General features: G+C 53.7%; 1 rRNA gene. It reads right to left on the bottom strand.

Annotated features, from left to right (window positions below):
* Nucleotides 1-10 precede the first annotated feature (10 nt).
* Nucleotides 11-1,179, bottom strand: a 23S ribosomal RNA gene (locus AC1TQG_RS27760); the annotation flags it as partial.

Genomic DNA, 1,179 nt, shown 5'->3' with positions numbered 1-1,179 from the left:
AGTCATGTTTTGGTTGTAAGTCCTCGGCCGATTAGTACCAGTCACCTACACCCGTTACCGGGCTTCCAGTTCTGGCCTATCTACCCCATGGTCTGTAGGGGGCCTTAACCACGCAAAGGTGGTGAGAAACCTCATCTTGGAACAGGCTTCCCGCTTAGATGCTTTCAGCGGTTATCCCTTCCGAACGTAGCTAACCAGCAGTGCCCTTGGTAGGACAACTGGCACACCAGAGGTTCGTCCGTCCCGGTCCTCTCGTACTAGGGACAGGTTTCCTCAAGTTTCTTACGCGCGCGGCGGATAGAGACCGAACTGTCTCACGACGTTCTAAACCCAGCTCGCGTGCCGCTTTAATGGGCGAACAGCCCAACCCTTGGGACCTACTCCAGCCCCAGGATGCGACGAGCCGACATCGAGGTGCCAAACCATCCCGTCGATATGGACTCTTGGGGAAGATCAGCCTGTTATCCCCGGGGTACCTTTTATCCGTTGAGCGACACCGCTTCCACTTGCCGGTGCCGGATCACTAGTCCCGACTTTCGTCCCTGCTCGACATGTACGTCTCACAGTCAAGCTCCCTTGTGCACTTACACTCAACACCTGATTGCCAACCAGGCTGAGGGAACCTTTGGGCGCCTCCGTTACATTTTAGGAGGCAACCGCCCCAGTTAAACTACCCACCAGGCACTGTCCCTGAACCAGATCATGGTCCGAAGTTAGATGTCCAATACGATCAGAGTGGTATTTCAACAACGACTCCACACACACTGGCGTGCATGTATCACAGTCTCCCACCTATCCTACACAAACCGAACCGAACAACAATACCAAGCTATAGTGAAGGTCCCGGGGTCTTTTCGTCCTGCCGCGCGTAACGAGCATCTTTACTCGTAATGCAATTTCGCCGAGTCTGTGGTTGAGACAGCAGAGAAGTCGTTACGCCATTCGTGCAGGTCGGAACTTACCCGACAAGGAATTTCGCTACCTTAGGATGGTTATAGTTACCACCGCCGTTTACTGGGGCTTAAATTCTCAGCTTCACCACCGAAGTGATTAACCGGTCCTCTTAACCTTCCAGCACCGGGCAGGCGTCAGTCCGTATACATCGTCTTACGACTTCGCACGGACCTGTGTTTTTAGTAAACAGTCGCTTCTCTCTGGTCTCTGCGACCACACCCAGCT

Source organism: Williamsia sp. Y844, from assembly GCF_056786475.1.
The sequence above is the reverse complement of the archived record's forward strand: the minus strand, read 5'-3'. Positions and strand labels throughout refer to the sequence as shown.